We start from the raw sequence: 25,821 nt of genomic DNA, 5'->3' as shown, positions 1-25,821 counted from the left end.
GACCTCCTGTATGGTTATGGGATGATACGACCTCATCATAGACGACTCTATCCTGAAGGGTAAACGATACGAAAATGACATCCATCGTCCAAAAACAACAATGGAACGTATTCAATTCCTGACTTCCGTCTTCATTTTCTGAACAATAGCCTGATCGCGGCCGGTTCACGGTTCCTCCGCCAGAACATCTGTGCCATAATGGTCTGGGGGGTAGCTTCATGAACTTGATGCGCTTCGCGAAACGTAAACCCAATAAATTGTTTCTGTTTTATTTCCTTTCTTATTTCTTGGTCATCCTCGTCCCTGTGATTCTGCTCGGCATCTCATCTTACCAGTTAGCCTACTCATCGATCATCAACGAAATCCGAAACGGCAACAAGAACGCCATTCAACAGACCGGCACGTCATTGGATCGGCTGTTAGATGAGATCAAGACGCTTTCGATCCAACTCGGACTTGACGGCAGAATTTACGCGACTTCCCGTAACGCCGTAAGTTCTTATTTACTAAACGACGTGAAAGACCGGATCTCCTCGCTCTCCAAAGAGCACGGTTACATTCATTCGATCCAGATCTACTTTAACGACAACGGAACGATCTTATCTTCCGACGGCCCGAACCGCCATATGCCCGGACAGCCGATCGATCAATGGATTTCGCAGGTGACGGCGGACAAGAAATCGATTCTATGGCTGCCCACCCGGACATTCGTCAATCAAGACGGGAACCCCTATTCCATCGCCACGGTCGTCGCGAAGCTGCCCGTTGCCTTTCCGGAGATCACCGGCTATATCGCCATTCATTTCAAGGAAGAAAGCTTGAATGCCTATCTTCGGGGAGTCGACTCGGAAAACAACACTCGTGTATATCTCGTTGCCGAGAATGGCGCACTTGTCAGCGCCTTCGATAAAGATTCCGATTCCCGGGCGGTTTCCGCGGAGTTGGCAAAGCGGTTTCAAACGGCACGCGAAGGCTCTTCCGTCATGCACATCGAGGGAGCCGCTTCGCTTGTTACGATAGGCTCGCCGCTGAACAACGGTTGGAAGCTCATTTCCGTCACTCCGCTCGCATACGTGGACCATAAAATGAGTTACATTCGCAACGTCATCTTATTAATCGGCTTGCTGCTCGTGCTGCTCGGAACCTTCTTTTCCTTTTTCCTCTCCAGAACGATTTACAATCCGATCAAGCTGGTATTGGAGAGGACATCCCGGTTACACAAGGAGCTTTCGCTTCCGGATACGATGGAGAAAGAGCATTCGCTAAGAGACGTTCCCGAAATATTCGATCAAGTCTATCTGAGCCACAAAAAACTGGAGGCTTCCTATAAAGCTATTTATCCGGTGATGGTCAACCGCTTTCTGAACGACTTGTTCCACAACCGGATTCATGAATCGCTTCAAGACGTCGAACGGAAACTCGCGGATTTACGACTGCCGAAGCTGACTCGCGGATTCATGGTCATGCTGGTCGAAATCGACGATTATTCCAAATGGAAAGAGCGGTACAGCTCCCACGACCTTAGTTTGCTTCGGTACGCAGCGCTTAACATCGCGCATGAGAAGGCATCGGAACAATTCACCTGCCTGTCGGCGGAAACGGGCGATAATCAGCTCGCCATTCTATTGAATACCGGAACTTTAATGGAATCGCTCGTCGATATGTTGACGGAAACGGCGAAATCCGTCATTCACTCGATTCTAGCTTATCTGCCATTCACCGTTACGATCAGCTTCGGAACCGCGACCGATGATCTTTTACAGGTTCATGTCTCTTACCAAAAGGCTCAAGAGGTCATGCGCCGAAAAATCCTCCAAAAAGAAATGGCGATTCTTTTCCCGGACACGACGTTGCATCCGCAAACATTCAAGTATTTCTATCCCGCGCATATCGAGAAGTCGCTCGCGAATAACATGCGGGCCGGGAACGACCGGGAAGCCCTCCTCTGTCTGGAACGGATGCGCGAGCAATTGTTGGACAAGCCGAATCTCTCGTCCGAAAACGTCATTCGTTTGTACAATCGTTTAATCGAAACCATGATCGATTTGATCGAGGATATCGGCTCCTCCTGGGAAACGGCATACGGAAGCGGCAATGTCTTTCAGGATCTCTCGAAGCATGAAACGATTGACGGCTTGCACGATTGGATATCCGCCGTCTGCGAGCGCGTCTGCGAAACCGTACGCAATCATGTCCGCAATCCATCCAAAGCCGATGCGGCGATTGCGGTCATCGAAGCCCGATACCAGGAAGACATATCCGTGGAGATGATCGCGGATGCCGTGCAAGTAACCCCCGCTTATTTGAGCCGGATTTTCAAGCAGACAACGGGGAAAACCGTCTTGGAATACCTCACCGTCGCCCGGATCGAACACAGTAAACTCCTTCTTCGCGATACGTCTTTGACGATGCAGGAAGTTTCCCGCCGTGTCGGTTACAATAACGCAAACAGTTTTATTCGTTTTTTCCGAAAGCACGAAGGGGTTACTCCCGGCGAATACCGCAAGATTAACGGAAACCTGATTCGCGAAGTCGCGGATTAAATGGTTATAATGGAAACGACCCATACTTTCATTGAAGCAGGGGAGTTTATGAATCCGCCGAACATTCCGTCCATGAAGAAATTGGTCTATAACCGAATTGCCGAGTATGGTCCCCTGTCGAAGGCTGAACTGCTGTCCGCGTTTCAGATCACGTCAAGCACCCTGACTCGCATGTTGGAAGATATGGTAAGCGAAAAGCTCATTCAGGCAGCCAGCCTAGGAACTTCAAGCGGTGGACGGCGCCCGATTTTGTACCGGATCAATCCGGATTACGGATATATATTCGGGTTGGAGATCTCAAGGTTTTCGTCCACGTTGGGCCTTTTCGACATGGCCTTGAACCCGAAATCCTCGATCCGCTGGCGCATGGACGAGACCATGACACCCGAATGGCTTGTTGACCACGCCGCCCGTCATATGAAAAGCATTTTAAAAGACCACGGTATCGACTCTTCCCGCGTGATGGGGATCGGAATCGGAGCGGTCGGACCGTTGGATCGGGACAATGGCATCATTTTGGACCCTCTGCACTTTCCCGCTTCCGGTTGGCGGAACGTCGCCATCTGCCGGCTTTTCGAAGAAGAAACCGGCTGGAAAACCCGATTGGAGAACGGCGCGAATGCCGCGCTGCTGGGCGAAATTTGGTCAATGCGGGATCAAGGGGCACAGCACGCGCTCTATATTCACGCAGGGGTCAGCTTGCGTTCCGCCATTATGTCCCACGGACGGATCGTGCATGGGAGCGTCGATACGGAAGGCTCCGTCGGCCAAATGATCATCCAGACGGACGGGCCGCGTTTATCCGCATCCGGCAATTACGGGGCTCTCGAAGCCTTCGCCTCCATACGCGCTCTCGAGAAGAAAGCACAGTCCCAGGCCCAGGCGGGCCGAAATCTGGAACCCGTCTTAAGGGGGCTAACGCCCGATCGGATCGATTTCAGCGCCTTGCTTCAAGCCCTCGAGTCGGAGGACCCGTTTACCCGGGAGCTTTTCGATCAATCCGCCGTCTATTTCGGCGTCGGGTTGGCCAACCTCATCAATACCTTTCATCCGGAAATCGTGATTTTAGGCGGACCCTTGATTTCCCGCAATGCGCTTTATTTTGATCGGGCTATCGAAATCGCCAAAAAAAACATCTTCTACTTCCCCAAATACGAACCTTTGTTTTCCAAAGGATCGCTGAAGGAAGACGCGGTGATCACCGGATCCGCCCTTGAAGTTTGGCAGAGCCTCTCCTTCCAAGAATAATCACCCTGCCTGGAAAGCCCCCTTAAGCGAATGCATTCAGAGCCAATCTGCATGTATTCGCTTAAGGTTTTTTTGTTTGTTTTACCCGGATTAAAAACCAATTTGAGTTTAAAGTTCCGTCTTATAAACCAAATAAGAAGAAATAATAAGTCTTTATAGGCTTACTTTCTTCCATTTTGGAAATAAGTGATTATAATAAAAGGGAAGGAGAGGGGATCCCATGAACCGAAAATTAAAGCTGCTAACGAGCATTTTCATGACGTTTCTTAAAATGGGGCCGTTGACGTTCGGCGGGGGATACGCTTTAATTCCCGCCATCGAAAAGGAAGTCGTGGACAAAAAAAGATGGCTTTGCTCCGAGGAAATCGCCGACGTCTTCGCGGTTTCAGGCTCAGTGCCCGGTGCGGTCGCCGTCAATTCGGCAACGTTCATCGGCTACAGAATCGCCGGCATTTCCGGATCGATTGCGGCGCTGCTCGGCATTCTTCTCCCTACCTTTTGCCTCATGCTCCTATTGACGATCTTCTATGTCCAGCTCAAGGACAATCCGAAAATCGAAGCCGCTTTCACGGCGATTCGGGCCACCGTCGTGGCTTTGATCGCATACGCGGCGATTAAAATCGGGCGCGCCTCCATCGTGGATTTCGCCACGGGAGCGCTCACCGCGATCGCAGCTCTCCTCCTCTATTTCGGTCACCTCCATCCGTTGCTCGTGATCGTTTTCGGAGCAACGGCCGGCGTCACCCTCGTAAAGATCCGTAAACATGGGGGGCGGTCACCATTGTCCGTGACTCGTAAACCGCAGGATAAAGAATCCGTATACGATTACATGATATAATCAAGACGAATGGGGAGCTCCTATGCTGATCCAGCTCTTTCTAACCTTTTTCCTCGTCGGGCTCGTCTCTTTCGGCGGCGGTTATGCCATGATTCCCCTCATCCAAGAGGAAGTGCTGAACCGGCACCATTGGATGAGCGCCGCCCAGCTCTCCGATATCGTCGCCGTCGCGGGGATGTCCCCCGGCCCCATCGCCACCAATATCGCGGTGGCCGTAGGACAGCAGCAAGCCGGCTGGATCGGAGCGGCCGTCGCGTCGCTCGCCGTTGTTTTGCCGTCCTTGATCCTGATTCTTGCAGTCGGCACCATTTTCGCCCGCCTTCAAGACCACCCGCTCATGAAATCATCCTTATACGGAATCCGCCCGGTCGTCGCGGGCATGATCGTCTTTGCCGCGGTCACGTTCGCGCAGAATGCCGGCATGTTCGCCCAGTTGTCCTGGTTCACTTGGAGCCAGATCGGTATCTTCGCCGGATCTCTGTGCGCCTTGTTTTTCCTGCATAAGCATCCGTTCTCCGTGATCATTCTTTCCGGTCTCGTAGGTATCGCGCTATATGGGTAGCCGTCATGACCAACCCTCAGACGAATGAAAAAGGAGCCTCTTGCACCATGGATCCGAATCAACAGGCATGCCCTTGCTGCGCTTCTCCCAGAAATTCAGGCCAACCTGACAATGGAATAATAAAGGCTGCCGACGAAGGACCTTACGCCGACCCGCCAGCACGACGCCCCCGCCCGGAACTGCAGAGCGACATGATTTACATTCCCGGGGGAGAATTTTGGATGGGAACGGACACGAGCGAAGGCTTCCCTGCCGATGGCGAAGGACCCCCGCGCCGGGTCCGGGTCGATTCATTCTCGATTTCCGCCCATGCGGTAACGAACGCCCAATTCAGGGCGTTCGTGGAGGAAACCGGTTACGTGACCGAAGCCGAACGGTTCGGCTGGTCCTACGTATTCCATTTGTTCGTATCGGACGCATCCAGAGCGCAAGTGAGCAATGTTCCGGCCGGCACGCCCTGGTGGTATGTCATGAACGGCGCATACTGGGCCAAGCCGGAAGGGCTCGACTCGAACATCGGGGATCGATTGAACCATCCTGTGGTTCACGTGTCGTGGAACGATGCCGAGGCCTATTGCCGTTGGGCCGGCCAGCGGCTTCCGACGGAAGCGGAATGGGAGTACGCCGCTCGGGGAGGACTGGAACGGAAAACCTACCCGTGGGGAGACCTGCTGAAGCCGGACGGGAAGCACCGCTGCAATATCTGGCAAGGTAAATTTCCCGTTAAGAATAACGAAAGTGACGGTTATGCCGGCACGGCCCCTGTCGATGCTTACGAGCCGAACGGCTATGGCCTGTACAACATGTCGGGTAACGTCTGGGAATGGTGTGCCGACTGGTTTACTTCGGATTATCATGCCGTCTCCTCGACGGTGAATCCCCGGTTCGACAAGCCTACCGGTAATCGTTCCATGCGAGGAGGCTCCTATTTGTGCCATCGCTCCTATTGCAACCGTTACCGAGTAGCCGCGCGAAGCAAGAACACGCCCGACAGTTCCACCGGAAACTTGGGTTTTCGTATTGCACAGTCGTTGTAAGAATAAAAAGAGCACTTCACGAGTAACCCGTGAAGTGCTCTTTTGTTCCCTATACCAACTCCGAGATGAACATCGGCGTGGCTCCATCCTCCTGTGTGAAGCCAACCTTATGATAGAACTCTACTGCATCGGAGTAAGAAATTAATACTTTCGTTTTAAACCCTTTATATTGATCAAGCATTCGGTTCATCAATGCTTTGCCTATGCCCTGGTTCTGATAACTCGGATGGATAAGCATGTAATGGAAATATACAGTTAGAACGCCATCGGACAATGCGTTTATTAAACCGACCAGCTTATCTCCGTCCCAAGCCGTAACTACGGAATGAGATCCGAGGATGGCTTGTAAAAGTTCGTTCGGATACTTCCCGGATTCCCAGGCTACGGACAGAAATAGCTCCTGCAACGCATCCTCTCCGATATCCTCCGTACGGGAAGTGTAAAAAATACTCATTCCTGCGCCTCTCTTTCAGCAATGGCTCTACTTTTTTATTGCCTCCTATCTCAAGATAGCGATTAGAAAGCATCGAGTGAATGGAATGAGTGATGAAGAACTTGTGTTTCAATACAGAAGAAGGCAGCCGAAATCAGCTGCGAATTTCACTTCATTTCTTTTGCACGTTCCTTCTCTTCAATTCGGTGGCTGAGTTTGTTGATTCCATAACCAATTGCGAGGATGATCAGAGTTCCTCCGATTACCCATGGCCAGTTATCCGGCTCGAGGCTAATAAAGAAATAGTCGATGCCGGCAAAAACAGCGATACAGCCGATATAGGTTATGTACTTGAAAAATCCAAAAAAGTCTTCCATTCGGCCCCCCTTTCTGATCACACGTCGAATGCAAATGCTACGCAAGCATATGTATGTATATCGGCTTCTGCCCAATAGTTAAACAACCCACCGATAAATCTGGTGGGTTGTTATTATTTATCTATCGTGTCCGTTAACACACAAATCTAATATATTGTCGGCACCATTCCTCCGTCCATGCGGATCGGAGACCCTTTGAAAGCAGACGCCATCGGGCTGCAGATGAAAGCGGCCAACCGGCCGATTTCCGCAGGTCTGATAAACCGTTGGATTTCGGATTGAGGCAGGTTCTTCGCCATAAAGTCTTTCTCTTTCGCCTCGAAGGTCATCTCTTCGTTCGAATAAATGCTTTCGATGATCTGCTGCACGTTCTCGGAGAGGGTCGGCCCCGGAAGGATCGTGTTTACGGTAACTTCGGAGCCGCGCGTCAACTTGGACAAGCTCCTGGACAACGACAGCAGCATGGATTTGGTCACGCCGTATTGAGGCATCTGTCCGGAAGGCATCACCGCTTCCTCGCTCGCGATAAAGATAATGCGGCCGTATTCGCGACTCAGCATGGAAGGCAAATAAAACTTGGTTAAGCCGTTGGCGGCGAGAACGTTCGTGCGGAAGTACTTCTCCCATACGGCATCGTCTATGTCGTCATAGGACATGATCTCATAGATGCCCATGCTGTTGACGAGAATATCGACGTGGGGGTACTTCGCCAATAAAGCTTCTCTTTGCCTCTCATCGACGAGATCGGCCGTTGCATTCAGCGGTTTCGTCTCCGGGAACGCGGTTTGGATCTCCGCGACCGTGCGCGCTACGTCATCGTTGTTCCGACCATTTACAAGAACGTGAACGCCTTCTCTGGCAAGTTCAAGGGCAATCGCTTTCCCTATGCCTCTGGTTGATCCCGTTACTAAAGCCGTCTTATTCTTCAATCCCATATCCATCTGCTTGTGCCCCTTATGTCTAGGATAGGGATAATGATACTTGGATTCGCCTATTCGGTAACTAGCGCAGAACGCCAATGCTCTTGCGCGGCGCGCCAATTGGCGGGAGTCTCGCCCTCCCACGAGCGGAACGCGCGGTAGAACGAGTTCTGGTCTTCGTAGCCGACGAGAAAAGCGACCTCTTTGATCTCCAGCGTCGGGTCCGCCAAGTATGCGAGAGCCTGTTCGTGCCTGGTTTCCGCCAGCAGCCGTTTAAAGCTTAAACCTTCGTCCGTCAGCCTTCGCTGCAAGGTACGACCGCTCATCCCCAGCTCGGAAGCGACGGTTTGAATGTCGATTCGCCCTCGCGTCAGGCATCGAGACAAGATCCACTTCACCTTAGCGCTCGTGGTGAACTGGCTCTGTCGTTCTTCCAGCGTTCGCTCCAAGGCGGGAGTCAGAATTTCGAGAAGTTCTTCATTATACGACGCGAAGGGACGGTCCAAATCTTCGCGTTTCAGCGTGAGCCGGTTTCGGTCCGCTCCCGTCCGAACGCGGCAGCCGAAATAACCTTCAAGAACTCGAACGTCGCCCATGGGGTGTATGAATTCGACGGAACACGCCGTGAGATGACGGCCGGTTCCCCGGCGCCCGAGCTCAAGCAGGTAGGCGAGCGTGATACCGGCAAGCACCGGCGGTCCTGGTTGATCCGTATGCTGCCATTCTAATTCAATCGAGCATTGCTCGCCTTCTTCCCGAATGCGCAAGTTTTCCGGAGGGCACATTTGCTTGTAACGCACCATTCGGTTCAGCGCGTCCCTGTAGTCGCGAGCGTGGAAGGTCGCTAAGGCGGCCGGCGGATACTGTGCCGTCTCATACGCGGTCGCAAGCTTGACGATTCCCGCAGCGGTGTCTCCGAACAGTTCGGAATAGGCTTGCCAGATTGAGTAATATTGGGCGGTCGTGACTAACGGTTCATGGATCACGGAGAGCGGCAGACGGGCTTGGCGCGCTACGTCAACCGGGTCTACCCCTACGCCTCTCAAGCTTGCCCAGAAGCCCGGCGCGATCTTGATTAGGTCTGCGGAAGGAGCGTTCATGGCTGTCGACCTCCAAGGACGAATTCCAATTGCAAATGGTCCACGGAGCCCGTGGACCATTGATTCCTCTGATTATAGCTTAACCGTCGAGCAGCGTCATCCCCGACGTTATTACTGCCTCACCAACAACGACAAAATACCCGCGGCGATTAACGGACCTACGGGTACCCCCTTCAAAAACGCGACACCGATGATCGTTCCGATGATGAGCCCGGTTACGATCGTTGGCTGCGCTGACATCAAGTTCACGCCTCGCGCGCCTAAGTACGCGACCCCGATTCCGACTACGATGGCCGCGATGGATTTCCAATGAACGAAAGACTGCAGTAACTGCTGCCAACCTACCGAACCCGTCGCGAATGGCGCCAAAATCCCGATGGTTAAAGCAATGATCCCGATATTCAGCCCATGTTTTTCGATCCAGGGAAACGTTGACTCCAATTGAGCTGCCTTTAGTAGAAGCAAGAAAACGGCCGCAACCGTTATGGAACTGTTCTTGCTTAGTATGCCGAGTACGGCGAAAATCAAAAGCATCATCATGGACATATCCAATTGAGGCATCGGAATCCCCTTTCTGCACGAAAAGAAGAGCAGCGGGTTCCACAAGGAACCCGCCCGTCGTTGAGTTACTGCTTATTCTTACCATTCTTACGCCAATTCAACTCGTTATTTCTCCCAAAGCTCGTTCAGTCGACCAGTCAGGATCTTCAATCCAAATAAACATCAATCTGTTTCCATCTGCACGACGGCGCGTTGCGTTCTATCCGCCGGCAGTAGAAAGATCAAGACCGCAACGAGTGAAGCCGTCAGGAAAATGGCCGAACCCCCGATTGAGACGGAGATCGCATGGGCAAAAGACGTACCGGAAGTAACTTCCGGTCTGTTCGCCGCCTCGAACACGGCGATCAGAACCGCGAGCCCAAGCGACGCTCCGGTCTGATGAGCGACGTTGACGAGCCCTGATGCCGCTCCTGCATCCTTGGCCTCCACACCGGACAACCCTAACGTCGTGAACGGTTGAAAGATCATCCCGGCACCACCCCCCATGACGATCAACGGTAAAAACAAATCAGGGAAATAGCTTGAACTTGCCGAAATGAGACTCAGCCAGCTTGTTCCGGCGATCGCGATTACCAATCCGAAAATCAATACTTTAGCGTTCCCGAATCGGGCCAAGAGCTTGGGCATGGCATACATTATCCCGAACTGAACGGCCGTGAACGGCATAATTGCAAGCCCGGCCTCCAATGAATCAAAATGAAGGACGTTCTGCAAAAATTGCGGGACGAAGAAAAAGATCGGATAATTTCCGCACACGAGCAACAGCCTCCCCAAGTAAGCTCCCGATCGCGCTCGGCTCACGAACAAGCGAAGAGGTGTAATCGGCTCTTTTGCCCGTGATTCGGTCTGTATGAAAGCCGCTAACGAAACTCCTCCAAATGCAAGCGAGCCCCATACTTCCGGTGCTCCCCATCCGTCAGACGCTGCTTGAACGAAGCCGAATGCCAGCGCCGTCATTCCGATTACCGATGTCAATGCACCCATGATATCCAGATGACCCTTTTTCGTATCTGTCTCCCGCATATATCGAGGCACCATAAGGAGCAGAGCGAGGCCGATCGGCACGTTGAGGAACATCCCGGCGCGCCAAGAAATCACGTCCGTAAGCAATCCGCCAACGATAAGGCCGACGCTTCCTCCGGCTCCCGATACAGCGCTGTAAACAGCGATAGCCTTCACCCGCTCCCGGGCTTCCGAGAAGGTAACAGACAACAAGGCGAGCGCCGACGGCGTCGCCATCGCTGCCGCCAATCCTTGCAAAGTGCGGGCGGCCAGTAGAAGCGAAGCAGACGGCGCCAAGCCTGCGAGCAACGATGCCAGCGTAAACAAGGCGATCCCCGCGATGAATGTTCTTCTCCTTCCAAAAAGGTCCCCCACTCGAGCGCCTAATAACAGGAAGCCGCCGAATGCCAAAATATAAGCGTTCTGCACCCAAGTCAATACAGCCGTCGAAAGATGGAGTGTACGGCCGATTTCAGGTATCGCGGTAGTCAAGATGGAAGCGTCGAGCACCATCATCAGTTGACTGGCGACGATCATCACCAGAATGATTCGTTTCGAATGTTCATTCAAGAGGATAACCTCCCTTTCCTATTCTAACGACATTTTGGCACGAATCGCTTTCGCGAAATAGCTCGTTCCTGCTTAAAAATTGCTCAATACTGCAAAACGTAAATATTAATCATTCGATAACCCGGTTGGTGCTCTTCGGGGTGAGGTGTATAATAGGAGGATAAAAATAAGAACGGGGGGTTGACTCCCATGCAATCGGATTTGGATCAATTGTTGGAAATGGTGAATTCTCTAAATCTTGCGGAGGGACGAACAGATACGGTTGTCCCCTTTCTTTCGCTGGTCCGGCGCAGCCAGCCGACGGCGATGATGCCAGGCGTTCTCAGACCATCTTTTTGCCTGATTCTACAAGGCACTAAGAAGTTCCATCTCGGTCAAGACACGATTTATTATGGTGCGGGCGACTATTTGGTCTCGTTGTTTGATATTCCGGCCTCCGGTCAAGTCGTCGGCGCTACGCGGCAATCGCCGTATATCGGCTTACGCATTGAATTAACGCCTGAGGAAATTTCCTCTGTCATGACGGAAGCTGAAATCAATGTGAAGCCGCCCAACCGAAAGATGGGCCCGGGAGCCTATGTAGGCAAATCCGATGAGCACTTGCAGCTCTTATTAATCCGGCTGTTGGAGCTGCGAGGCAAGCCCGAGGCCGAGATTCGCTTTCTGTCTTCGCTGATCAAACGCGAGATGATTTTCCGTTTGCTTACGGGAGATTACGGGCACTTGTTTGTCCAACGAGTCTTCATGGACCAGCAGAACGAGGGGATCAGCAGAGCCATTGAATGGATCAAGGAGAACTATAACAAAACCTTTACCATCGATGAGGTTGCGAGATCGTCCAACATGAGCGTATCCGGACTACATCACAAATTCAAAGCTGTCACGGCGATGGCTCCTCTGCAATATCAGAAGCAGCTCCGTCTCCAGGAAGCGAGACGCCTCATGCTGAACGGCTCAGCGAACGCGACGGCCGCCGCGCTGGAAGTCGGATACGAGAGCCCGGCTCAATTCAGCCGGGAGTATCGTCGGCACTTCGGGCTTCCTCCGCTTCAAGATATTAAGGCTTTTCAAAGATTACCAGTACCGGAAGCGTTCGAGACCAGCTAAAAACCTTCAATTCCGCGAAGCAAATAAAACGGCGGCATTCTAGGACCGGAAAATAAAGTCCTAGACTGCCGCTAGTATAATGAACAAGCTGATTCATATCACCAGGAATGAGTTTCATCGGATATCCGCCGCGTTCATTTTCCAGATTTCCATCACGATGACACGAACCACTCCGTTGGCTCGCAATTGAATGCCCTTACTCTCGTCCAAGGAAGGATATACCCTTGCCGACAAACAGGTATCGTCATCGACAAACACTTCTATTGTTGATCGGTCTACGTAAATTCGCAGCTTGATCGTTTCCGTAAAATCTTCCAAGTTGAGTTTGCCGGTAACGGCGGTCTTGTGCACGCCCGGGAACAAACTTGATCTCGAACGGTCGATCGCGATCGTTCCCGTCGCGAAATCCAATCGCACGTCCGTTCGTTCCCGGCCGCAGGCAGAAACGAGTACGGAAACGGACAATTCGCCCGATCCTTCGGATGGCTTCTGGATTTCCATCATGCATTCAAAGCTTGACGAGAACGCTCCTATATCCCATGCAGCCGTAGTCATGAGCAAATCCGCAAATTTGAGGCACTCGCCTCTTAACGTTTCCAACTCGGGAATCGGAGTCATCGAGATCGCGCCGTTCGGTTTCAAGTTTACGAGACGCGGCAGCGCCAATGCTCCCGTCCAGTCCAGTTGAATCGGGAATTCCGCTCCTCTTCCTTCCGGCATCCAGCCGAGCAGTATGCGGCGGCCCTGCTCGTCGACGAACCCCGTCGAAGCGTAGAAGCCTTCCCATCCGCCATAATCGACGGTTCGGGGAACGGATGCTTCCGATAACCCGCCGGCACTATACGTTCCGGAGACGTATTGAACGGGGCCGCTCGGGGAGTAAAACAGGACGGCCTTGCCGCCGAACCGGAACAAATGGGGACGAAAGCTTGTCGCGCCTTCAAACGGAATATATCGATATCATGCAGTTTCACGGCGGTTACTTAACGGAAGAAGATTATCGGCGAGTCGTCAACGACGGCCCTTTGGATGCCTTGAAGGAGTGCCGGAAGCAAGGGAAAATTCGCTATATCGGCATTACGAACGAAGTTCCGGACCATACGGTGCTTTGGGCCGTTCAATCCGGACATTTCGATCTGATCCAGATTCGATATAATCTGTTCTATCAGGGAGCCGCCGACCCCATCATCCCTGAAGCCGCGAAAAACGATATCGCCGTAGCCGTCATGAGGCCGTTGACGAGTCAGTCCTTACTTCGATTTATGAAGCGGATTGCTCCCGAGGCGCTGGAAAAGATCGACGTGCATCAAGTCGCTTTGGACTTCTTGCATTCAACCCCGGATATATCCGTCGCCATATGCGGCATGCGGAACGAAAACGAAGTTTTGAGCAATATCAGAACGGTTGAAAAGAAAGAATGGCGCTGGGACTTTAAGCTTGATCGAGGTCAAGGCGGCGTTCAGTTCTGAGCGAGCAGAAAAGAGGATTAAACAAAGGCCACCGCTCCCATGGATCTGTGCGTAATGGTTATAACTGAGACTAAAATGGCGCTAAAACTTTGGAATCTACCGGTTATTATTTAGACTTAATACAAGATCATTTGAGACTTTCCGTAAAATAGACATGTCCAATCGAGACTTTCCCAAAAATTCTCGAGATGCTAATAAGACACCAAAGTGACCGCAAATAAATCTAATTCGACAGAAATGAATTGGTTATACGGAACGGCCCGATATGAAATATAACTCAGATGTGTAGGCAGACTTCAGAATCCGCAATCGCAATAACCGCACAAGATACCATCCTTTACGTCCTCAATGTTCTCAGGATCAACGTACCGAATGATTTCTGCCAATTCCTATCTCTCCCAAGGTAGCGGTTTCGGCTATATAGAGGTATTGTTTAATGTCCTCTACGCTCATCTGGTTTCGCGCAGGCATTTGATGGAAATAGAAAAAGCCACCCGTATCCGACGGATGGCTGCATAATTGGATTCCAATTATTCTGCCTTATTCGCTCACATCCATGGCAGATAAGCCTAGCGCCAGTGCACCGCATAGACCCGCATCATCGCCTAGAGCCGGTTGAACGATGTATGGGGTTATGTTGGATAACACCTGCTCTGATCCAACGTAGCCATTTAGAGTCCTCTGCACTTCCGAATGGATTAACGGGAACAATTGCAACTGCTTCATAACGCCGCCACCTAAAATGATCTTGTTCGGGGACAGCATCAGGATGCTGCCGCAGAGCGCTTGTCCGATGTAATACGCTTGCATAGCCCAAGCCGGGTGATCGGGCGGCAATTCGCTGCATTTGACTCCCCAGCGGTTTTCGATAGCCGGACCTGAAGCCATCCCTTCGAGGCAATCGCCGTGATAAGGACAACACCCTTCATAACGATCAGCGGCATGCCGCCGAACCATGATATGTCCTGCTTCGGGGTGCATCATCCCGTGCACGAGCTTGCCTTCCGCGTAAATTCCGGCTCCGACACCTGTCCCGAACGTATAGTACATACAGTTGTCAACTCCGCGAGCAGCCCCCCATGTCACTTCGCCAAGCACCGCCGCGTTCACATCGGTGTCCCAGCCACAAGGAACGTCGAACTCACGCTTGATCACGCCAAGGATATCGTAATTCGACCATCCCGGTTTAGGCGTCGTCGTGATATACCCATAGTGCGGGCTTCCGCGATTCAAGTTTATCGGACCGAATGAGCCAATACCGATTGCCTCTACCTTCGTTTTTCGAAGAAATTCAATTACTTTACCCATCGTCACTTCCGGCCGTTGCGTCGGAAAACTGATCCGAGTCAGAATTTCCCCTCGTTCATTACCGATCCCGCATACGAATTTCGTTCCACCCGCTTCAATCGCTCCTATGACCATCCAGCCATAAATCCTCCTTGTGCGATGTTGAAATATTCAACATTTCATAAAAAAACGCCATTCGCAGGCGTTTTTTTCAGCCAATCTATCCATGTCGGAGCGCTCTTACCATCGCATTCAAGTACCCGTCGCGTGCGCGTTGACCGATTTCCGACTTCGGATTTACATGCTCGAAACCGTGGTAGCCGCCGGGATAAAGAGTAAATTCTACATCCACGCCAGCCTGCGCCAATTGGGCTACATAATGCAGCGTTTCGTCTCGAAACGGATCCAATTGCCCCACGCAAGTATAAGCGGGAGGCAATCCCCGCAGATCCGTCGCGCGGCTGGCTGCCGCATAGGGGGAAATCTCTCCGAAAGCATGATCACCGAGATACAGCTTCCAAGCCTCTACGTTATTGGCTCGATTCCACACCACGGGATACGTAATTTCGTGGCTTGAAGGCGTGACGTTGCGATCGTCGATCATCGGATACAACGGCATTTGGAAACAGACGGCCGGCCCTCTGCGATCACGTGCAAGCAGGGCCAGCGCCGCCGTCAGGCCCCCTCCCGCGCTAGCCCCTCCGATCGCGATTCTGGAAGGATCGATTTTCAAATCTTCCGCGGCCTCCGCCAGCCAGACCAAGGCGGCATAGCAATCTTCGATCGGCGCCGGGTACGGGTACTCGGGAGCCAAGCGATAGTCCGGCGAAACGACGACGCAATCGGCGGTTTTGACGAAATCTTCGCAGAGACCGTCGTCGCCGTCAGGGTGGCCGAGCACGTATCCTCCCCCATGAATCCACAGCAGTGCCGGCAACCGGCGTCCCTCTCTGCCGGCCGGTTCGTAAATTTTTATCAGCATCTCATTTTCATCCCCGCCGGAGATATATCGCACCGTCGTAAGAACGGCATCGGATTTCGCGAACGGAGGCGGGGTGAATTGCCGGGCCATCGGCAGATCGTCGGGCAGGCGAAGGGTGAGCAGCGCGTTCAAACCCTCCTGCAATTCCGGATTTACGCGACTGAGAAAGTCGTCCATGTTCCATCCTCCGTTTTTCCATGCAGGTTTAGAGAACTTCTATCGATTCCTTTTCGCCCAAGTATGAGATCTCAAATTCTTTCGTCCGGAAGTCCGCGCGAAGAGTGGTCCAATTCTCTTGGTTTCTCCAGGTAATGCCTAACTTTCCGTCTCCCGCGAATTCGTCGATCTCGATCTCGCCGTCGAAGGCCGGATACGTATTCCGGAAGCGCATGATTTCATACAACCGCCGCAACATCGGAATCTGCACCTGTGCCTCGATTTCTTCATGCGAATAATTGTGACGGTTGAGGCTTCTGGGCTCGCCAAGGCGCTTTAAGGTTTCCATGTCGTTCTCACCGGCTAATAAACCCACATAATAAACCTGGGGAATTCCCGGCGCATACAACTGCACGATCCGTGCCAGAAGATAAGAGGCATCGTCTTCGTCAAGCGCGGAGTAATACGTGGACATCAGCTGATACTGCTTGGCTTTGGCGCCGGACATCTTCACGATGCCGGGCGGCGCTTTGATGAACTTCTGGGCCTCCGCGGTTTTCTCATTGACCTTGTCCCTTACCAAGTCGATCTCGTCCTCGTCCAGCAGACCGGCTACGTCAACGACTCCTATGCCGTCGTGTGTATCCAGGGTGGTGAATTGTTTGCGAGGACAGATTTTCAGCCAATGGATCAATCGGTCCGTGCGACCGGTCATCAAGCCGTGAAGCATCAGCATGGGCAAAGCGAAATCATACACCCAATGCCCCCGCTCCGCCATTTTTAGCTGGATTTTATAGTTCTCGTGGATTTCCGGCAGCATTTCCGTCCCCAAGGCCCTCAAGGGTTTCATGCCGATATCCAATACGTCCCAAACCTCCGGTTCCACGAAGAAACAGCTCGTCCCCGGCTTCTTGGAGGCATAGGCGAACGCGTCAAAACGAATCAGGGGAACGTATTCCGCAATGCGCGTTAGATTGCGTTCATAGTATTGCTGCGTAGCAGGAGCCCATGGATCGATGTCGACCTGTTCCTCGAAGAAGGTGTTCCACAGCTTGACGGTCTTCCCGTCCTCGCGGGTGAATGACAGATATGGACCCTGCAGCTTGCGCCGATACAGGGTTTCCAGCTCCTCTTCGGTCGGCTCCCCGTTCGGCCAGAACTCCTCCCAATGGATGAAAATGTCCCGGTACGGCGATGCGTCGCCATTTTTCATGTAATCCTTGAATTCTTCGCTGCGGATGGATACGTGATTGATCATGAAGTCCGCCATCAGGTAATATTTCTCCGAGAATTTCCGGATATCTTCCCAATCGCCGAAATTCGGATCCACGCTATCGTAGTTGATGACCGCGAATCCGCGGTCGCCCGAAGAAGGGTAGAAAGGAAGGATATGAACGCCGCCGATGACGCCTTCGAAATGCTTGTCCAAAATCCCGTAAAGTTCCTTCAGATCGTTTCCCATGCTGTCCGCATACGTGATCAGCATGACCTGGTTGGTGATGTTCTTCATTGCTCTCCTCCATCTTGTTTATCTGGTAACCCCATTCTCTCAAGTCACGTTCCGCCATCATCGCCCGGTAAAGGGCATGATCGCAGTCTCCGACCCGGAAAAACACTTGGGGAAGCTTTTTCCTTCTTCCACGTTTCGTTTCGCCACGGCATATACGTCATTGACGGTCCACTGGATGTAGACAGGATCCTCCAATTTCTCCCGGATCACGCCGCCGACGGGGGTCGGAATGTTCGCATCGAAATGAATCTCGCCGTATACCGCCCGGACTATACTCGGTACTCCGGGACGATAGGACGTTCCCGACATAAACAGGACGGCCGCGAGTTTCTCCGAATGGTTCATCGCGACCTTCATGGCGCCATGAGACTCCGTGGACAATCCCGCGATGAAGGTATCTTCCCGCCGCGTGGAAAGTTTCGCAGACTCTCGGCAATTCCTCCGCGATGTAGGTAAAACAGTTGACTCCGTCGTCCAGATCGGTATAGCTTCGATGCGTTCTTTTCAGACCAGAATGTCGTCGCGAATGATGCGAGCCATGTTGAGGGAAAGCTCGGCGTCATGATCGGTAATATAGAGCACGTCTTCGCATGTCGACGTGTGATGGTTAAACAGCCGCCGGCAGACCCATTCAATCGGAACGTACAATTCTCCGTCTCTGAATACCGCTTCGCACAACATGGAATGAATCCGGTTGTCCACCACGCATCCGATACTTCCACGCGCGAATTGCAGCACACGGCCGTCCGGAAGGGCCACCTCGGCGGCAAAGCCTTCATGGGATTTCGAACAGGACGCGCCGAATACCTCTGCCACGAAGGACACCGGTACCATGAAGTAATCGCCCCTGACGATGGCCCCCCCGTTCAGACCATGATACTTGAGCTTCTTATGCCGGGTGGCCGGCCCGCTCATCGTGACAAGCCGGTTGCCCACGAAAGCCTTCGCGCTTCCGTCGGCCAATGCGATGGCAAATTCGTCCCCCTTGCGCGGAGACAGCGGTTCGCGGTTCACGATTTGGCCCTGTTCGTCCCGCCTTATGCCGGAGAACAGATAATCCCACACCAGCTCCGCATCATCGAAAGTCTGGCCGTGGTCGCGGTTCTTCACGTCGCGGAACACCAGATCGGCCTGTTCTCCCCTGTAGAAGGCGAAGTTGTCCTCGCCTTCGATCTTGAGTTCGGGCAGCCCTCCGCAACCGTTGATCCGCTTCCAGTATTCCAGGTTCTTCATGACCACGTAGTCCATATCCCCATGGAAGGTATCCTGGTCATGCTCAAGCCGGGTCTGCCACACGGCCAGCGGGCCTCCCCGATTGAGGATCTCCCCTGCTTGATCGAACAGCAGACTGGGATTGCTCGGAGCGCCGGAACCGGCCATTCCCGCAAACACTTTGCCATGGTAGCGTGCCATCTGATTCGACATCATCTCGCCCATCGACATGCCCTGGATGAATATCCGGCCCTCATCAATGTTGTACTTCTGCACCATCCGTTCGATCAATCCGAGGATGAAGTTCATGTCGTGGTTGTCAGCCGGGTCTTCAGGAGGCCGGTTCAAGTACATTCCGTCCTCGCGGGGAGCGGTAATCTCCTCGAGTTTTTCCTTCTCGATGTCGATCATCCAGAACCGTCTCCGCCCGGCGCTGGGGAACAGCACGATAAAACCTTCGCGGTCCGCCACCAACGTCCAGGACGTGTAGATCGCCTGTCCCCACCCCGTCATTAGGCCGCCGTGCATAGAAACCACCAACGGCACTTTGGTTGTCCCGTCATAAGATGCCGGCACGTACTCGTACCATGTATCCGAAATTCCGTCCGTTACGGCATCTGTATATTCGATCAATCGCTCGGGGTAGACCTGAGAGTTGTTGCCGTTCTCGTTGACGACCATATCCGAACCCTTGATCGCCTCCGGCAGGTAATGCCGGTTCTCGTCATTAGGAGACCCGGGTTGAATGAACACTTTCCTTTGCATGCTGTCTCGACCCTTTCTTCATGAATTAGTACGGGCTTGCGCCGGTATCCTTCAGGCCGAAAAATGCAAGGGCATGCTGAATGGCAAGGTCCCAGAATCTCCACTCGTGGCCGTACCCGTCAAGCGTCCAAAACTCGGCCTCGATGCCGATCTCTTCGGCATGTGCCTTGAAAAGCTTCAAGTTATCGTATATCATCGTATCCCCGGTTCCGCAAGCGAACAGGAGCCGGGGAAGCTTGCCGCTTCCCGCAAGCGAATCCATGACTCGCCATGCGTTCTCCTCGGATTGAATGAACGCGTCCAACCCGCCCGCATTCTCTACCATTCCCCGCAGCCGCCGGGATTGGATGTCGTCCTGCCGCAATTCTTCTTCTGTCAGAAGGCTGTAATTCACCGGTGCCGCGGACAGGACGGCCGCCGCGGCAAACTTGTCGGGGTGGCTGGCCGCGAACTTGATCGTTCCCCGCCCTCCCATGGACAAGCCCGCGATAAAGTTGTCCTCCCGCTTCGATGATGCGGGGAACCAGTTGTAGATCAGTGGCATGAGTTCCTCGGTCAGGTAATCGTACATGCCGAACCCCGACTTGCTCCCGTAATAATTGGAGTGATTGCTGCCGTTCCAATTGGAGTAATTGCTGTTCAGCGCGCTCGGCATGACCACGATCAGGTCTTTCTCGCATGCATACAGCTCGATGTTCGTCTTGCGAATCCAGTCCGTATGGTCGCCGAGCGTGCCGTGCAGGAGCCATAGCACCGGGTATTTCTTTCCGCTCCCGTAATAGTCTTTCGCCGGAACCTCCCGGGGCTTGTTCGGAAGAATAATGCTGATCTCGTGGTTGTTATTCAAATATTCGCTCTCAAAGTTCATCGTTACGATGGACATGCATGTCCCCCCGTTTCGCAATTTTCGTCGCTTAACCGCTCTGCTCCGACTTCGCTTTCAATTCCTTTTTCTTGAACAAATAGATGACCATCGCGATGGCGATCGGAATCGTCATGACCCGGTACATGACCGCATAGCCGAGGGTCAGATTGCCGCTATGGGTTTGCACCATGGTGGTTACCCCTCCCGCAATGGAGGGCGCGATCAAATAGCCTAGATCCACGCCGATGTAAATCGTGTTGCCCGCTACCCCGCGACGGGCGTTCGGAACGAGTCTCATACACAGAGACTGAATGACCGGCTGGCAAATGCCGTAACCGAAAGCCGATACGGCCCCCGCGATTAGAAACATCGGAAGCGTGCGGGAGTAGCTGATCATCACGAACGACAAGGCAAAGCAAACGATGCCGGGAATCAGGATCTTATCCAACCCGTATTTATCCGCAAGCTTTCCGCTGAACGGTCGCGAGAACAACAAGCAGACGGCGTATGCCGTGAAGAACAGCCCGATTCCGTCGATGCCCTCGATCCCACCATAGATCAGAATGAACGAATTAATGCTGGAGTACGCGCCGGATAGAAAAAACATCAGGATGGACGGCGTCAACACCTCGAAGGCGATGACATCGCGCAACGTGATTCTAAACTTGCCCGTCCGCATCGGCGTTTCCGTCTTTAGCCGCAAAGACATGACGAGAACCAAGGCCATCGACAAGGCGCCGATCATGAATGTCATATTATAGCCGATCAGGCGTACCAACTCGAGCCCGACCGACGGCCCGATGGCGGTCGCGATGGCCTGTCCCAGCGAGAAATATCCGATTCCCGCCGTCATTTTGCCGCTTGGCAAGGACTCACTGGCCAGCGCCAGGCTGAGCGGGGCAAGAAACCCCATCCCGATGCCGTGCAGCAATCGTCCGATGATGATCATGGGAAGGCTGTGGGCCATTCCATAGAAGAGGAAGGCCACAATAATGATGCCAATGGCAGCGGCCAACAATCGATTTTTCTTGAAATACCCGGTGGCCGGGCCCACCACGGGGCGAATCCCGAGCGCGGTGACGGCGAACATGCTGGTGATCATCCCCACGATAGCGGCCGTCGCCCCCATATCCGCCGCGAATTTAGGGATCAGTGAAGACATCATGAACTGTCCCATGTTCAATACGATGTTCACGATGAATATATTGATAAACTGCAGATTCCAAATGACGCTTGCACCGTCTGCGGATTGTTCAGGGTTTCGATCAAACTCTTGGTTGGTTTCAATGCAATGCCCCATATCTAAACCCATCCTCGTTGTGTATCCTCTCTTGCCGACTTCGAGTCATGCCCTTTCAAATTGCTTCCTGAATGTCTTATCTCAGAAACACTTGCGTTGGTTCTATGTCATATACAAGATTTCGTCGCGAATAAGCCGCGCCATGCTAACCCGTCCATGATGACATCGGTGAATTCCTTCAGCCCGGCAGGGTAGACCTGCGAGTTGTTCCCGTTCTCGTTTATGACCATGTCGGATCCCTTAATCTCTTAGGGAAGGTATTCCCTGTTCTCATCGTTCGGCGTTCCCGGCAAGTTTACGATTTTCGATGTTACGTGTTTTCATCCTTTTATAGGAATGCATGGAGATTACCCTTTGACAGCTCCACCCATAATTCCGCTGGCAAAGTATTTCTGCAGGAACGGGTACACGACCAGAATCGGCAGAATGGCCACGAATGCGATCGCCATGCGGATGGATTCCTGGGGAAGCGTCATGGCTGCGGTCTGGTTCACTAAACCGGCGTTCGAAATGACCGCCTGGATATTCTGGCTCATCTTGTTCAAGAGAACCTGAATGCTCAGCATGTTGGAATCCGAAATAAAGTACAGACCGTTCTGCCAATCATTCCAGTAACCGAGTCCTGCGAAGAGGCCGAGCGTTACCAGGATCGGCATCCCGAGCGGAATTACCATCTTGAAGAAGATTCGGGTGAACCCAGCGCCGTCCATCTTCGCGGATTCATAAATATCGACCGGAATGTTCGCGGCAAAATAAGACCTCATTAAAATAATGCTAAACGCATTGGTAAGCAAGAAGGGAAACACGTAGGCCCAGAGCGTGTTACGGATGTCCAGGCTGGTCCACAGAATATAAGAGGGGACCAATCCTCCGTTGAACAGCATCGTGAAGATGACAAAGAAACTGATGACCTTCCTTCCCGGCAGGTTCTCGATCGAGATCGCAAAGCTCATCATGGCCGTGATCAGGATGCTCAATATAGTCCCGATGAACGTCACGAAGATCGTGATTCCGTATGCGTGCAAGATCGTGGAGGAGTTGGCTATCATGTATTCATAGGCTTTGGCGCTCAGCTTGGTAGGAATGAAGGAATACCCGTTCGCAATGAGCGCGCTCTCGTCGGTGATGGATGATATAAAGAGCAACAGCAGCGGCCCGACCATGATGATCACCATGATGATCAGAACGATGTGATAGAAGATTTGGTATGATTTCTTCTCAATCATCTTGAGATCCCCCCATCCGTCTATTAGAATATCGCGTCTTTGGCACTTACTTTGCGGACGATGGCATTGGCCAGCATGACCAACAGGAAGCCGACCGCGGATTGCATAAAGCCGGTGGCGGCTGATCGTCCGATTCCTCCGGGGCTCGTCAGTGAGCTGTACACGTAAGTGTCGATGGTAGACGTTACATTGAACAAGGTGCCGGAATTTTGCGGAATCAAATAAAACAGGCCAAAATCGGAGTAGCATATTCTGCCCACGCTCAGGATGAAGAGAGTGATTACGGTCGGAATCAAGGAAGGCAACGTTATATGCCAGATTTGCTTCCATTTGCCGGCTCCGTCGATGGCCCCCGCCTCGAATAATGAGCGGTCGATGGCCGCTATGCTTGCGATAAAGATCAAGGTACCGTAACCAACATATTTCCAGCAATTGACGATGATCAGGATGAGCGGCCACCACGTCGAGTCGGAGTACCACTCGACGGGATGATGCTTTAGGATTCCGTTATTGAGCATACCGTGCTCTTGGCTCAGGAAAGCGAATACCACGTAACTGATGACCACCATCGATAACGTAAAGGGGAGCAAGACGGCGCTTTGGTACAGCTTCTTCAAACGTTTGGCCGTGACCTCGACGATCAGGATGGCGAGAAAAATTCCCACGGCGTTATTCACGATGATGAATGCGGCATTGTACAACAGCGTGTTGCGCACGATGGTTATCAGATCATGCGAATGAAACAGGTAGGTAAAGTTGTGCAAGCCGACCCAGGGACTCCCGAACATGCCGTCCGATGCCCGGAACCGCTTGAAGGCCAACACGATCCCGGACATCGGAATATAGTTGTTGATAAGTAGATAGATCGCGCATGGGAGCATCATCAGATACAGTGGGACAAAGGGCCGCAGGTTCTTCAACTTTCTATTCATGATTGCTTATTCCCCCACGTCAATGAGTTGGAGGTGACTTTGTCTCTCGACAAAGCCACCTCCGTGTAAAAGCCGGTCGGTTACTTGCCTTGTTTCGCCAACCACGCGTCGAGCTGTTTTTGTTTTTCGTCGATGACCTTCTGCAGGCCGGCGGCCTTTAATTCACTGTTCAGCTTCGCGATGTTCTCCTCGGGATCGACGGACCCGAAGCTGATGGGAGTCTCATATTTCGCCAAAACCGTATTGAGCTGAGTCAACTCGTCGGATACCGGAGTGGGATCAAAGTTAAACCCGAACGCTTTGGAGACGATCGCGTCGTCGCTGAATTGCTTGTAAATATCCCAAATGTTCTTGGGGTTTCCGGCCCATGGATGCATCAAATATTGGTTCGGATAGATGAAGCCGAAGTCTTCATGGTAGTTCACTGTCGCTGCCGTGACGCCATCCGGATAGTCCGCAAAACCATCCTTATTGACAACCCAGTCTTTTCCCGGTACTCCCCAGTTCAGCAGATCGTTGAATTCGGCATTGTTATAGGCCCAGTTCAGGAACTGGAAGGCCTTCACCTTATCACGGGATGTGCTCATGACGGCATTCATAGAACCGCTGACAACCGTCGTACTCTTCAACTTCTCGGAGACCGGGATCATGACCGTATCGTACCCGGTCTGGGACTTCATGGCCGCTTCGGCATTAGGCCCGTAGGAAGCGAAGAAGGCGAACGTTTTCCCAGCCTTCATTTTCGCTTGGCCTTGCGTCTTATCCACGACGATATCCTTAGACGAATACCCTTTGGAGAACCATTCCCGGTTCAGGTCGGCAAATTGCTTGAACTGATCCGATTCGTACCAGTTGGTGACTTTCGTGGTCTGTCCGTAGTTGTCTAAAACGCCAAAGTTGTTGCCCAAGATATCTACGTACGATACCTGATTGAGGCCCAAGGTGCGATAGCCATCGAACGGGGTGATATCGGGATATTTCTCTTTCACTTTGGCGAACAGCTGCGTCAATTGGTCGAAGCTGGAATAGTCATCCGTCGTCACGTGGAAGTCGGAGGCTTTGTAGCCCAGCGTATCGAAGATGTCTTTCCTGACAAAAAATGCCGAAGGCGCTCCCCGGGAATTCAACATCGGAAAACCGGCTTGAATATTGCCGACATATCCGGTTTTCGCATCATCGCCCAGCACTTTATAAATGCCTTCGGTGTATTGGGAATACTTAGAGGCATCCACGATATACCCTGAAGAAAGATACGTCGGCAGATCGAAAGTGAAGACGAACGAGATATCGATCGGTTCGTTGGACGCCAACATCAGAGACAACTTCTGCTGGTAAGAATCCCAGGTAAGCGGAATCAGATTTACTTTCATGTTCAATTCTTTCATCGTCAACTTGTTGACCAACTCGTTGACTTCTTTCTGATTGCCTTCTTTAGGGGCGTGATAAACGAAATTGACCGTATACGGCTCCCCTTTCTTGTCGGACGAAGCTTGGTCGGTCGTGTCATTCCCGGATGAGACCGCCGTATCCTTCTTGGCTCCTCCGCATCCAGAGAGAACCGATAAGACAAAAACCAGAATCAGCGTTAGATAAAGCGCTTTCACCTTCATGTGTATAAATCCCCCTTTTTAAGTTCCGGTCGTCACAGGTTGAATGGATGTTCTTATAACGCTGCCTAGTCTGCGTAGGTGGGCGCGTGCTTAAGAAGCATGACCTTATTCTGCTCGGCATAGCGCTCTAAGCGGGTGTATCCGCATGGAACGTATCGTCTTCACCTCCACCACGAAGTAAGTAGACAATCTGGAACTTCACCCCGGGC

Annotated in this window: 24 protein-coding genes; 7 read left to right on the top strand and 17 right to left on the bottom strand. The window is 52.4% G+C overall.

The genetic code is table 11. The features are described 5' to 3' along the window. Positions 1-218: 218 nt before the first annotated feature. The 5 genes from EAV92_RS22965 (at position 219) to EAV92_RS22945 (ending at position 6,228) form a co-directional block, all read left to right on the top strand. Entirely contained in the window at positions 219-2,543 is a 2,325-nt protein-coding gene (locus EAV92_RS22965; protein ID WP_123043236.1) for a helix-turn-helix domain-containing protein, read from the top strand. Positions 2,544-2,591: 48 nt separating this feature from the next. Further along, the gene (locus EAV92_RS22960; RefSeq protein ID WP_123043879.1) at positions 2,592-3,791 is read left to right on the top strand and encodes an ROK family protein; all 1,200 of its coding nucleotides are present in this window, start codon (positions 2,592-2,594) and stop codon (positions 3,789-3,791) included. Positions 3,792-4,011: 220 nt separating this feature from the next. Continuing rightward, positions 4,012-4,629 carry a chromate transporter gene (locus EAV92_RS22955; RefSeq protein WP_123043235.1) on the top strand — a complete coding sequence of 206 codons (618 nt, stop codon included), beginning with the start codon at positions 4,012-4,014 and terminating at the stop codon, positions 4,627-4,629. Positions 4,630-4,651: 22 nt separating this feature from the next. Beyond that, positions 4,652-5,191, top strand: coding sequence for a chromate transporter (locus EAV92_RS22950; protein ID WP_123043234.1), 540 nt, complete (start codon positions 4,652-4,654; stop codon positions 5,189-5,191). 47 nt (positions 5,192-5,238) lie between these two features. Next, complete coding sequence (locus EAV92_RS22945; RefSeq protein WP_123043233.1) at positions 5,239-6,228, top strand: formylglycine-generating enzyme family protein; 990 nt, start codon at positions 5,239-5,241, stop codon at positions 6,226-6,228. Between the two features lie 49 nt (positions 6,229-6,277). Here the strand turns inward: EAV92_RS22945 and EAV92_RS22940 are convergent, their stop codons facing one another. The 6 genes from EAV92_RS22940 to EAV92_RS22915 form a co-directional block, all read right to left on the bottom strand. Further along, the gene (locus tag EAV92_RS22940) at positions 6,278-6,682 is read right to left on the bottom strand and encodes a GNAT family N-acetyltransferase (protein ID WP_123043232.1); all 405 of its coding nucleotides are present in this window, start codon (positions 6,680-6,682) and stop codon (positions 6,278-6,280) included. A 146-nt stretch (positions 6,683-6,828) separates the two neighbouring features. Next, positions 6,829-7,038, bottom strand: coding sequence for a hypothetical protein (locus EAV92_RS22935; RefSeq protein ID WP_123043231.1), 210 nt, complete (start codon positions 7,036-7,038; stop codon positions 6,829-6,831). A 146-nt stretch (positions 7,039-7,184) separates the two neighbouring features. Beyond that, positions 7,185-7,979 carry an SDR family NAD(P)-dependent oxidoreductase gene (locus EAV92_RS22930; protein WP_123043230.1) on the bottom strand — a complete coding sequence of 265 codons (795 nt, stop codon included), beginning with the start codon at positions 7,977-7,979 and terminating at the stop codon, positions 7,185-7,187. Between the two features lie 50 nt (positions 7,980-8,029). After that, positions 8,030-9,058, bottom strand: coding sequence for a helix-turn-helix transcriptional regulator (locus EAV92_RS22925; RefSeq protein ID WP_123043229.1), 1,029 nt, complete (start codon positions 9,056-9,058; stop codon positions 8,030-8,032). Between the two features lie 111 nt (positions 9,059-9,169). After that, positions 9,170-9,619: a DUF441 domain-containing protein gene (locus EAV92_RS22920; protein WP_123043228.1), complete on the bottom strand. Its 450-nt coding sequence runs from the start codon at positions 9,617-9,619 to the stop codon at positions 9,170-9,172. A gap of 162 nt (positions 9,620-9,781) precedes the next feature. Continuing rightward, positions 9,782-11,191: an MFS transporter gene (locus tag EAV92_RS22915; protein WP_241158365.1), complete on the bottom strand. Its 1,410-nt coding sequence runs from the start codon at positions 11,189-11,191 to the stop codon at positions 9,782-9,784. Positions 11,192-11,380: 189 nt separating this feature from the next. On the opposite strand from EAV92_RS22915, the gene EAV92_RS22910 reads away from it, so the two are divergent. After that, complete coding sequence (locus tag EAV92_RS22910) at positions 11,381-12,298, top strand: AraC family transcriptional regulator (protein WP_123043227.1); 918 nt, start codon at positions 11,381-11,383, stop codon at positions 12,296-12,298. Positions 12,299-12,412: 114 nt separating this feature from the next. On the opposite strand, the gene EAV92_RS22905 is transcribed toward EAV92_RS22910, so the two are convergent. Continuing rightward, a complete protein-coding gene (locus EAV92_RS22905) occupies positions 12,413-13,213 on the bottom strand; it encodes a GH32 C-terminal domain-containing protein (protein ID WP_241158364.1) in 801 nt (266 codons plus the stop codon). Positions 13,214-13,227: 14 nt separating this feature from the next. Here EAV92_RS22905 and EAV92_RS22900 point away from each other — a divergent pair, with 14 nt between their 5' ends. Then, the gene (locus tag EAV92_RS22900) at positions 13,228-13,767 is read left to right on the top strand and encodes an aldo/keto reductase (protein WP_123043225.1); all 540 of its coding nucleotides are present in this window, start codon (positions 13,228-13,230) and stop codon (positions 13,765-13,767) included. A 540-nt stretch (positions 13,768-14,307) separates the two neighbouring features. Here the strand turns inward: EAV92_RS22900 and EAV92_RS22895 are convergent. The 10 genes from EAV92_RS22895 to EAV92_RS22850 form a co-directional block, all read right to left on the bottom strand. Beyond that, positions 14,308-15,189 (bottom strand): ROK family protein, encoded by an 882-nt coding sequence (locus EAV92_RS22895; protein WP_123043224.1) that lies wholly within the window; start codon positions 15,187-15,189, stop codon positions 14,308-14,310. A gap of 85 nt (positions 15,190-15,274) precedes the next feature. Continuing rightward, positions 15,275-16,213, bottom strand: coding sequence for an alpha/beta hydrolase (locus EAV92_RS22890; RefSeq protein WP_123043223.1), 939 nt, complete (start codon positions 16,211-16,213; stop codon positions 15,275-15,277). Positions 16,214-16,241: 28 nt separating this feature from the next. Beyond that, positions 16,242-17,702, bottom strand: coding sequence for a sucrose phosphorylase (gtfA, locus tag EAV92_RS22885; RefSeq protein ID WP_123043222.1), 1,461 nt, complete (start codon positions 17,700-17,702; stop codon positions 16,242-16,244). Between the two features lie 57 nt (positions 17,703-17,759). Then, entirely contained in the window at positions 17,760-18,059 is a 300-nt protein-coding gene (locus EAV92_RS22880) for a hypothetical protein (RefSeq protein ID WP_123043221.1), read from the bottom strand. Positions 18,060-18,206: 147 nt separating this feature from the next. Further along, positions 18,207-19,679: a stalk domain-containing protein gene (locus EAV92_RS22875; RefSeq protein ID WP_123043220.1), complete on the bottom strand. Its 1,473-nt coding sequence runs from the start codon at positions 19,677-19,679 to the stop codon at positions 18,207-18,209. 25 nt (positions 19,680-19,704) lie between these two features. Continuing rightward, positions 19,705-20,562, bottom strand: a complete 858-nt coding sequence (locus tag EAV92_RS22870; RefSeq protein ID WP_123043219.1) for an alpha/beta hydrolase — start codon at positions 20,560-20,562, stop codon at positions 19,705-19,707. A gap of 31 nt (positions 20,563-20,593) precedes the next feature. Continuing rightward, positions 20,594-21,844: an MFS transporter gene (locus EAV92_RS22865; RefSeq protein ID WP_164472904.1), complete on the bottom strand. Its 1,251-nt coding sequence runs from the start codon at positions 21,842-21,844 to the stop codon at positions 20,594-20,596. Positions 21,845-22,191: 347 nt separating this feature from the next. After that, positions 22,192-23,070 carry a carbohydrate ABC transporter permease gene (locus EAV92_RS22860; RefSeq protein WP_123043217.1) on the bottom strand — a complete coding sequence of 293 codons (879 nt, stop codon included), beginning with the start codon at positions 23,068-23,070 and terminating at the stop codon, positions 22,192-22,194. 23 nt (positions 23,071-23,093) lie between these two features. Continuing rightward, positions 23,094-24,002: an ABC transporter permease gene (locus EAV92_RS22855; RefSeq protein WP_123043216.1), complete on the bottom strand. Its 909-nt coding sequence runs from the start codon at positions 24,000-24,002 to the stop codon at positions 23,094-23,096. 80 nt (positions 24,003-24,082) lie between these two features. Continuing rightward, complete coding sequence (locus tag EAV92_RS22850; RefSeq protein WP_123043215.1) at positions 24,083-25,612, bottom strand: ABC transporter substrate-binding protein; 1,530 nt, start codon at positions 25,610-25,612, stop codon at positions 24,083-24,085. Between the last annotated feature and the right edge of the window lie 209 nt (positions 25,613-25,821).

Origin of the sequence: Cohnella candidum (assembly GCF_003713065.1) — a bacterium.
GTDB lineage: Bacteria > Bacillota > Bacilli > Paenibacillales > Paenibacillaceae > Cohnella > Cohnella candidum.
This window is presented reverse-complemented; position numbering and strand designations above follow the sequence as displayed.